This window comes from uncultured Maricaulis sp. (assembly GCF_963976135.1).
Taxonomy (GTDB): Bacteria; Pseudomonadota; Alphaproteobacteria; order Caulobacterales; family Maricaulaceae; genus Maricaulis.
The window spans coordinates 1-7,753 of record NZ_CAXBKN010000109.1; the positions used below are offsets into that span (position 1 = coordinate 1).

Consider the following 7,753-nt stretch of genomic DNA (forward strand, 5'->3'; position numbering starts at 1 on the left):
GGTGGTGCCGCATAGGTGACTCGAACACCTGACCTACGCATTACGAATGCGTTGCTCTACCAGCTGAGCTAATGCGGCTTACCATTGGTCTCCCGGCCGGTTGTCTGGCGCGAGGCGGCGGAAACTAGCTTTGAACGGGCAAGCGGGCAAGTCCCTGTGCAGTGCCCGGCTCAGACGGGCGTCAGACTTTCTGGCGGCTGGCTTCCCGCAGGCCGATCCGGTCAACGACAGGTCTGGCCAGCGCGTCGAAATCCGGTGCGCCCATGTTTTCCACCACCAGATCGGCAGCCTCGCGCTGGGGCTCGACATGCAGCGCATGCATTGGCCGCACGATTTCATCGAATTGCTGTTTGACGAAAGCCTCGCTGCGGCCGCGCTCGGCGACATCGCGCTGGATGCGCCGGGTCAGGCGCGTGGTGTCACAGGCATCGACGAAAATGGTGAGGTCGAACTGGGCCGCCAGTTCCGGGCTGGCCAGCAAATGCAGGCCTTCGACGATCAGCACGCCGGCCGGTGCGCGTTCAATGGTCTGTGTGCGGCGGCAATGTGTGGTGAAGTCATATTGCGGCGCCTCGACGGGCTGGCCCTCGCGCAGGGCGGCGAGATGGCTGGCCAGCAGGGCATGGTCCTTGGCGGCGGGCTCGTCGAAATTGAAATCCGAGGCGATAAAGCCGGGCTGATGACCGGCATCGACGTAATAATCATCCTCCGGAATGACATAGGCATCATGGCCGGAAAAATGATCGGCAAGGGCGTGGGCCAGGCGTGTCTTGCCCGAGGCCGAACCGCCCACGACGGCGAGGAGGAAGGGCCTCCGGCTCATCGGGCGCGCCCCGAATCCTCGTCATCCTCATCAATGCCGGGATCGTCCGGCGGGCGCGGGGCCTCGAAATAGGCGGCCGGCCTGGCGGGGCTGCGCTTGGGCGGTGCCTCGAGCAAAGCCGTTTCCGGCACAGCCTCGACATTGCGCTCATAACGCTCATAGCGCGGATGGATCAGCCGGCCTTCATCGCCATAGATATAGACCATCCGCTTCCAGTCGTCCGCGGTATAGGGGAAGGCGTTGCCATCCGGGTCCATGTCTGACCAGTCGGCCTCGGTCGAGGCGTGGGCGGCGCGCGCCATCCAGCGGCGCGCCTGCTCATCCTCGCCTTCCAGCCGGGCCAGCCGGGCGGCCAGGGCGCACAGGCGCGAGCTTGGCGGGCCATCCGCGATCAGCGGCGTGATCAGGGTGCGTGCCGTCGCGGCATCATTGTCTTCCAGCGCGACATCGATCAGCACCAGCTTGCTCTCGCGATGCTCGGGTTGCAGCGCGGCGATGCCCTTGAGACGTTCCAGGCGCTTCACCTTGGTGTCCGACTTGCGCAGGTCGCGATAGGCACGGGCGATCGCCGGGTGTGGCGCCAGGGTCCAGCTCGACTCGAGCACGTCCGATGCTTTCTTGTATTTGCGGGCGGCGTTCAGCAGACGCGAGGCGAGATTGGCCGCGGGCGCGAAGCCCGGCGCAGCCCGGCAGGCCGCCTCGGCCAGATCGCGGGCATGGTCTGAGTCGCTTGTCTCGCTGGCCAGGGCCGACGCAGTCAGCAGGACAGCACGGCGACGCTTCGAGACATCCAGGGCGATATGTTTGCGCCGGTCGCCCTCGCCGAGTGTCTCCAGTGCCGCATCCCAGCGCCCCTGGGCGACTTGCGCCTCGAACAGGGCATCGAAGGCCCAGCGAGCGCCCTTGGCCTTGTCGAAGGCGTCGGCGGCATGTTCGGCGGTGGCTTCCAGATCGCCGCGATCATGCGCCAGCTGGGTCAGGCCGCGGCGCGCGACGACGCGGGTGCGCGGATCCTCGAGCAGGGCCTCATACTGGGTTTCGGCGCGTTCGGGATGACCGGCCGCCTCGGCGGCGCGGGCGGCGAGCAGGCGCGACAGTGCAGGACGGTCGAGCAGGGCGTCCGCGCGCGCCGCCTGGCGTACGGCCGCTTCGCCATCACCGGCGGCGGAGGCGATCAGGGCGCGTTCGAGCGCGTCATAGCCCTGTTCCCGCCGGCGGCGTGAGAGGAAGGACTTCACCTTGTCCGGCGAGGTCCACAACATGTAGATGCCCCACCATGTCACCAGCATCAAAAAGGAGAACAGGATCAACGCGCCGGCGGCGACGACGAAGGGCATCTCCATCTGTGTGCCGAGGAATTCGAAACTGGCATGGCCCGGATTGAGCGCCAGGAAGGCACCCAGCGCGGTCGTCAGGATAATGATGATGACGACAATAATCAGACGGATCATGACGGATCATCTCCCTGGGCCGCAGCCGCTTCGGTCAATGCCTGGCGCAGCGACAGCAGGCGCCTGTCGAGGTCGAGCCGGGCCTGGGCACCGATGAGCCAGTCCCGGGCTGCGGGCAGCGAGGTCTCGTCCAGCCGTTCGGTCAGCGCGACCGCGCCCTCCAGATCGCGCAGGGCGAGCCGGTTTTCCGCCAGGGCCGAGATCGCCATGGCACCGGTATCGGCACTGCCCGGATTGGCCTGGCGCACTTCGATCAGACCGAAGAAAATCCGCCCCGGTCCGGCCGCATCGCGAATTGCGTCGCCGGGGTAGTCAGCGGTGAGGTCGTCCAGGGTGGGCACACCGGCGCGGGCGTAAGCGGCCATGGCAGCCAGATCGGCATTGCCGCGCCAGAGTTGGGCCAGGGCTGCACGTTCGGCCTCAAAGCCCTGATGGGTGCCGGCAATATCGCGCAGGGCGCTGAGCGCCAGGGCGCGGGCTGCCAGCTGGCGTGATGCCTGGCCGGTATCGGAGGATGCCGGCCGGGTCGCAGCGCTGTCTGCGGCGGCCTCGGCTGTCGAGCGGGCCGCCTCGGCCAGGGCGCGGGTTTCATTCAGCGCGGTCTCGAGCTGTTCGATCCGGCCGGCGAGAATGGCGGTTTGCGGATCAGCGACGGGATCGACCGGGCCAGTGGCGACGTCTTGCGCGGCTTCCAGCTCGGCGAGACGGTCGGAAAGGTTTTGCAACAGGAGCGGATCGACGCTGCTCTGGCTGCCGGACGCCGACGTGTCGGCCGCCTGTTGGACCAGCAGGCCGAGATTGGCCAGGTCGCGCTCGGCGGTCTCGATGCGCGCGGTAACGGTTTCCAGTGCGGCGGTGACGGCAGTGGTGGTGTCACCGGCTGGCACCGCGCTTTCGAGTGCCGCCAGCCGCGCTTCGACTGCGGCCAGCTCCGCGCTGGCCCTGGTGGGGGCCGATTCGATCGCGTCGAGCCGGGCATTGATCGCCGCCACCGGTTGCGCCAGTGCTGCCTCGGCCGTCAGCGCCGGGCTCTCGGCCTCTATCGCGGTGAGCCGGTCTTCAAGCGCGGTCATGGATTGGGTCAGGGCCGCGCGTTCGCTGGCTGCGGCTGTATCGCTGGTGCTGGCGGCGGGCCAATAGCGTGCGCCGGCAAAACCGAGGCCGCCACCTGCCAGTGTGGCGATCAGGAAGAGGACGGTGACGGTGGCGCCGCCCACGCCCCTGCGTCTGGTGCCTTCGCGGTCCGGGTCGGGAAGGTCCCGGGCGGGTTCGAACTCGGCATCGACAGGTTCGGGATCGGGAGTCTGCTTGGGATCGGCCATCTCAATACGCGATTCAGCTAGGTTTCTCGCACCTTATGATGCGTCGCCCAGCGGCGCCAGTTCCATGGGATGAACCAGCAGGTCGAGCAGGGCGTCCTCATTCGGCTGCGCCGCGGTGACAAGCTTGGCAAAGCCGGCGTTTTCCAGTGGCTTCAAGGCATTGGCGCTGATGCCATAGGCGGTCACCGACTTCAGCCAGGCCTGCAATCCGAATTTTCGCGCCAGATCGAGGAAAGTCTTGGCGCCGCGGGCCGAATGGATCAGTACGGAAACCGGGGCGCCGCACAGGATGGCCGCAATCGCGTCCTCGCGCAGGGCGTCGACGGCAACTGCGCCATAGCCGATCGCATCGCGGACCCGGAAACCGGCCGCCTTCAGCTCGCCGGAAAGATTGCCGGCCACCTGGATGCCGCGCACGTGCAGAATTGTGCCGGCTTCAGGCTTCAGCTTGCGTTTGATGAGGGCAGCCAGATCATGCACATCGCCATCGGCGGAATACACCTTGCGGAAGCCGAGCTTGCGGGCGTCGGAGGCGGTGCTGCCGCCGACAGCGAAAACCGGGAAATCGCGCTCCGGCCGCCGCGGGCCCCAGGCCCGGACACCATTGCTGCTGGTAAAGGCCAGGGCCTGGACATCGGACAGATCAACATCAATCCGGGCGCGGAAACTAATGTCCAGCACGGGCGCCATGATCGGGTCAATACCGCGCGCCCGCAGACCCTCTGCGGTGCGCCCGGCTCCAGGCCAGCCACGTGTGACCAACACGGTCATGCGTTGGCCAGCGCCGCGGCGAGTTGGTCGCCGGCCGCATCCCTGACCGCCTGACCCAATGACTGGCCGGCGGCAATAGCGCTCGTTCTGGTGGCTGTTTTCATGTCGAATCGCATCTGTTTTCGCCAGCGGACCTGGCCATCAGGAGTCAAAACTTCGCCGGTGAAGTCCATTGATTCGATATTCACATGCGCCGCGATCGGGGTGCGGCAGGAGCCGTCAAGCCTTGCCAGGAAGGCGCGTTCGGCCAGGGTGGTGAGTTCGGTTTCGCGGTGGTTGAGCGGTATTAGCAGTTCGCGGGCGCGGTCATCATCGCTGCGAATCGCTACGCCGACAGCGCCCTGGGCGGCAGCGGGAAGCATTTCCGACAGGGCCAGGGGTTCGGCTTGAGCCTCCTTGCGGCCGAGCCGGTTGAGGCCGGCGCGGGCGAGGAATGTGGCATAGATCTCACCGGAGGCGAGCCGGCCCAGCCGGGTATCGACATTGCCGCGCAGCACCACGACAGAAAGGTCGGGCCGCTGATACAGAGCCTGGGCCTGGCGGCGCAGGCTGGCCGTGCCGATGACAACGCCCTGCGGCAGATCCGCGAGCCGGGTTTCGCCGCCGCGGGCCAGCAGCATGTCGCGGGCATCCTCGCGTTCGAGAATCGCGCCCAGCTCAATGTCGTCTGGCAATTCGGTCTGGACATCCTTCATCGAGTGCACGGCAAAGGCGGCGCGGCGCTCGAGCAGGGCCTCGTCGATTTCCTTCGTGAACAGGCCCTTTCCGCCGGCCTCGATCAGGGCGCGGTCCTGGATCTGGTCGCCGGTGCTCAGCAGGCCGAGGATCGGGAAGACGGTATCGCGCATCTCGTCCTCGACACCGTGCAGCCGGGCCAGTCGCGCCTGGACGTCGCGGGCCTGGACAAGGGCGAGGGGGGAGCGCCGGGTGGCGATGGGCATGGGCTTGGACGGTAGCGGCACGTTGCGGGATCCCGGCGGTGAGGTTATCGAACAGACATGGACTTAGCCTCGCCATCCCCCTTAGCGCAAGACGGCACACTGACCGTGCTCGGGCTTGAATCAAGCTGTGACGAGACGGCAGCGGCCGTGCTGCGCCGATCCGCCACAGGCGAGATCGAGGTCTTGTCCGACCTTATCCTCGGCCAGACCGAAGCCCATGCGCCATTTGGCGGCGTCGTGCCGGAGATTGCCGCGCGGGCGCATGCGGAAGCCATGTCAGGGCTGGCCGAACAGGCCTTGCAGGAGGCGGGGCTGACACTGGCTGAGATTGACGGCATTGCCGCGACCTCCGGACCGGGACTTATCGGCGGGGTCATGGCAGCTTTGATGACGGCGAAGGGGATGGCGCTGGGGTCGGGCAAGCCCTTGATTGCGGTCAATCATCTGGAAGGCCATGCGCTGTCGCCGCGGCTGAGTGAAAATCTCGACTTCCCCTATCTGCTCCTGCTGGTGTCTGGCGGGCATACGCAATTGATTTGTGTGGAAGATTTCGGGATCTACCGGCGTCTGGGATCGACCCTGGATGATGCGGCCGGGGAGGCGTTTGACAAGACGGCGAAGGTGATGGGGCTGGGTTTTCCCGGTGGTCCGGCGCTGGAACGCTGTGCCGCCAGTGGCAATGCCAAACGCTTCGACCTGCCCAATCCGCTAAAGGGCCGTCCCGGTTGTGATTTTTCCTTTGCCGGGCTGAAAACGGCGGCGCGTCAGATCTGGGACAGTCTCGAAAATCCCTCCGATCAGGACCGCGCCGACCTTGCGGCGTCCGTGCAGACGGCGATCGCCCATACCCTTGCTGCAAGGTCACGGCGGGCCATGCGCGAGTTTGCCGCTGGCTACCCGCAAGCTGACCGTCCATTGCCTTTTGTCGTCGCCGGCGGTGTCGCGGCCAATCAGACGGTGCGAAAAATGCTCGAGGCGGCGGCGCGCGAGGAAGGCTTCCGCCTGATCGCACCGCCGATGCGCTGGTGCACCGATAATGCGGCAATGATCGCGCTGGCCGGTCTGGAACATCTCGCGCGCGGTGAAATCGATGGCCTCGATGCGCCCGCACGGGCGCGCTGGCCTTTGGACGCACTCTCGGCCAGATTGGACCCCGTGATCGGCTCGGGACGAAAAGGACCAAAGGCGTGACAGATTTTCAGACGATTGGCGTGATCGGGGCCGGGGCCTGGGGCACGGCGCTGGCGCAGACGGCGGCCAAGGCCGGCCGCGATGTATTGATCTGGTCCTTCGAGCAGGATGTCGCCGATGTGATCAATAACAAGCATGAGAACACGATCTTCCTGCCCGGCGTGGCGCTGGAGCCGAATATCGCGGCGGTCACGGCGATGGCCGATCTCGATGTCTGCGACGCGGTGCTGGCGGTGGCGCCGGCGCAGCATTTGCGCGGCACGCTGGAAAAATTCGCCCCCTTCGCCCGGCGCGGCCTGCCGATCATCCTCTGCGCCAAGGGGATTGAGCAATCGAGCCTGTCGATGATGACCCAGGTGCTGGCCGAGACCATTCCGTCCGCCATCCCCGCCGTCCTGTCGGGCCCGAGCTTTGCCATCGATACCGCCCAGGGCCTGCCGACGGCCGTGACCCTGGCCTGCAAGGACGAGAAAACCGGCGCGGCCCTGATCGAGGCGCTCGGCACGCCGCGCTTCCGCCCCTATCTCGCGACCGATCTGACCGGCGCGGAAATCGGCGGCGCGGTGAAGAATGTGCTGGCGATCGGTTGCGGCATTGTCGAGGGGCGCGGCCTGGGCAAATCGGCGCATGCGGCCCTGATCGCGCGCGGTTTCGCCGAGATGACGCGGCTGGCGCTGGCGCTCGGCGCGAAACGCGAAACCCTCGCCGGCCTGTGTGGTCTGGGCGATCTGGTGCTGACCTGTTCCTCGCCGCAATCGCGCAATATGTCCTGCGGCCTGGCGCTGGGGCGCGGCGTGCATCTGGACGATATTCTCGGCAGCCGCCGCTCGGTCACCGAAGGCGTGGCCAGCGCGCCGGCCGTCGTTGCGCTGGCGAAACGACGCGGCGTCGAGATGCCGATCTGCGAAGCCGTCGACGATATTCTCGCCGGCCGCACCAGCGTCGAAAACGCCATCGAAGCCCTGCTCGCCCGCCCCTTCACGCTGGAATCCGCCTGATGCTTTTCATGGTCCACGCCACCGACAAACCCGGTGCCCTCGATATCCGCCTCGCCAGCCGCCCGGCCCATCTCGACTGGCTGACCGCCGCCGGCCCCGCCATCAAGGCCGCCGGCCCCTGGCTCGGCAGTGACGACAAACCGGCCGGCTCGCTACTGATCGTCGAGATGGAGAGCCGCGCCGCGCTCGATGCCTGGCTGGCCACCGATCCCTATGCCCTCGCCGGCCTGTTCCAGTCGGTCGAGGCGGCGCCCTA

The 7,753-nt window shown here is 66.9% G+C and carries 8 protein-coding genes and 1 tRNA gene; 3 read left to right on the top strand and 6 right to left on the bottom strand.

The genetic code is table 11. The annotated features are described in order from the left end of the window. Nucleotides 1-2: 2 nt before the first annotated feature. The 6 genes from AAC023_RS12560 to hemC form a co-directional block, all read right to left on the bottom strand. A tRNA-Thr gene (locus AAC023_RS12560) sits at nucleotides 3-78 on the bottom strand. A gap of 103 nt (nucleotides 79-181) precedes the next feature. Continuing rightward, nucleotides 182-823 carry a uridine kinase gene (gene udk, locus AAC023_RS12565; RefSeq protein WP_339741540.1) on the bottom strand — a complete coding sequence of 214 codons (642 nt, stop codon included), beginning with the start codon at nucleotides 821-823 and terminating at the stop codon, nucleotides 182-184. Next, on the bottom strand, nucleotides 820-2,274 hold the full coding sequence (locus AAC023_RS12570; RefSeq protein WP_339741541.1) for a heme biosynthesis HemY N-terminal domain-containing protein: 1,455 nt from the start codon (nucleotides 2,272-2,274) through the stop codon (nucleotides 820-822). Before AAC023_RS12570 ends, udk begins: the two co-directional genes overlap by 4 nt. Then, the gene (locus AAC023_RS12575) at nucleotides 2,271-3,596 is read right to left on the bottom strand and encodes a hypothetical protein (RefSeq protein ID WP_339741542.1); all 1,326 of its coding nucleotides are present in this window, start codon (nucleotides 3,594-3,596) and stop codon (nucleotides 2,271-2,273) included. The genes AAC023_RS12570 and AAC023_RS12575 overlap by 4 nt, the downstream gene beginning before the upstream one ends. A gap of 33 nt (nucleotides 3,597-3,629) precedes the next feature. Continuing rightward, nucleotides 3,630-4,367: a uroporphyrinogen-III synthase gene (locus tag AAC023_RS12580; RefSeq protein ID WP_339741543.1), complete on the bottom strand. Its 738-nt coding sequence runs from the start codon at nucleotides 4,365-4,367 to the stop codon at nucleotides 3,630-3,632. After that, entirely contained in the window at nucleotides 4,364-5,308 is a 945-nt protein-coding gene (hemC, locus tag AAC023_RS12585) for a hydroxymethylbilane synthase (protein ID WP_339741544.1), read from the bottom strand. Before hemC ends, AAC023_RS12580 begins: the two co-directional genes overlap by 4 nt. Nucleotides 5,309-5,365: 57 nt before the next feature. Between hemC and tsaD the strand changes: the two genes are divergently transcribed. The 3 genes from tsaD to AAC023_RS12600 form a co-directional block, all read left to right on the top strand. Then, nucleotides 5,366-6,499, top strand: a complete 1,134-nt coding sequence (gene tsaD, locus AAC023_RS12590; RefSeq protein WP_339741545.1) for a tRNA (adenosine(37)-N6)-threonylcarbamoyltransferase complex transferase subunit TsaD — start codon at nucleotides 5,366-5,368, stop codon at nucleotides 6,497-6,499. Continuing rightward, entirely contained in the window at nucleotides 6,496-7,497 is a 1,002-nt protein-coding gene (locus AAC023_RS12595; RefSeq protein ID WP_339741546.1) for an NAD(P)H-dependent glycerol-3-phosphate dehydrogenase, read from the top strand. The genes tsaD and AAC023_RS12595 overlap by 4 nt, the downstream gene beginning before the upstream one ends. Continuing rightward, nucleotides 7,497-7,753 (top strand): YciI family protein (locus AAC023_RS12600; protein ID WP_339741547.1); only part of this gene is annotated, 257 nt, incomplete at its 3' end. The genes AAC023_RS12595 and AAC023_RS12600, both read left to right, overlap by 1 nt.

Excerpts from the sequence above, each read along its gene's own strand:
- AAC023_RS12575 (WP_339741542.1), bottom strand. The coding sequence starts at position 3,596 with ATGGCCGATCCCAAGCAGACTCCCGATCCCGAACCTGTCGATGCCGAG.
- AAC023_RS12570 (WP_339741541.1), bottom strand. The coding sequence starts at position 2,274 with ATGATCCGTCTGATTATTGTCGTCATCATCATTATCCTGACGACCGCG.
- hemC (WP_339741544.1), bottom strand. The coding sequence starts at position 5,308 with ATGCCCATCGCCACCCGGCGCTCCCCCCTCGCCCTTGTCCAGGCCCGC.
- AAC023_RS12580 (WP_339741543.1), bottom strand. The coding sequence starts at position 4,367 with ATGACCGTGTTGGTCACACGTGGCTGGCCTGGAGCCGGGCGCACCGCA.
- udk (WP_339741540.1), bottom strand. The coding sequence starts at position 823 with ATGAGCCGGAGGCCCTTCCTCCTCGCCGTCGTGGGCGGTTCGGCCTCG.
- tsaD (WP_339741545.1), top strand. The coding sequence starts at position 5,366 with ATGGACTTAGCCTCGCCATCCCCCTTAGCGCAAGACGGCACACTGACC.